Here is a 710-nt window from a genome sequence, read left to right on the forward strand (position 1 = left end):
GTCGCCCAAGCGCTTAGGAAGCTGAATCCCCGTCTGATCCGCACGTTTATTCAGGAATACTTCCATATCTATCCGGAGCGCGGACGCTTCGATTGGAGCACGCTCGATCCCTACATGGATTCTCTGGCGTCCGTCGGCGGAACCGTCGCCGCGGCCATCACGATCAAGCCCCGTCCCCTGTTCCCGGAAGTCGACGAGAAGATCGTCCATCCGAACGATTGGGCCGAGTGGCAGGAGGTGGTTTACCGGCTGGTGCGTAGATATTCTGCGGAAAAGAAAATCGTGACGCGCTGGGAGATCGGCAACGAGGTCGACATCGGCGAGATCGGCGGATCGCCCTACTTGTTCCAATCGGCGGAAGACTACAACCGGTTCTATGAGAGGACGGCGGAGGCGATTCTGCGCGCCTATCCGGAAGCGAAAGTCGGGGGACCTGCGCTCGCCGACTCCGGCAGTCCGCTGATGGCCGGCTTGATCGAACATTGCGCCCGCCGCGGCATCCCGCTCGATTTCGTCTCGTGGCATGTTTACAGCAACAATCCGGCCCGCCATTCGGATCAAGTGGAACGGGTCCGACGGGAGCTGCTCAAGCACTATCCGGCGGACCGGGTGCCGGAGATGATGGTGACGGAATGGAACCGCTGGTTCGACCCGGTATCGGTTCCGGAGCAAGCCGGAGCGCCGGAGCGATCCGCATTTGTCGCCTCCGC

1 protein-coding gene is annotated in these 710 nt (G+C 61.5%); it reads left to right on the forward strand.

Going from position 1 to position 710, the window contains the following annotated elements:
* On the forward strand, positions 1 to 710 hold a 710-nt coding region (locus H7C18_RS34795), incomplete at both ends, for a GH39 family glycosyl hydrolase (protein ID WP_202887795.1).

The sequence above is a fragment of the Cohnella zeiphila genome (assembly GCF_014212055.1).
GTDB lineage: Bacteria > Bacillota > Bacilli > Paenibacillales > Paenibacillaceae > Cohnella > Cohnella zeiphila.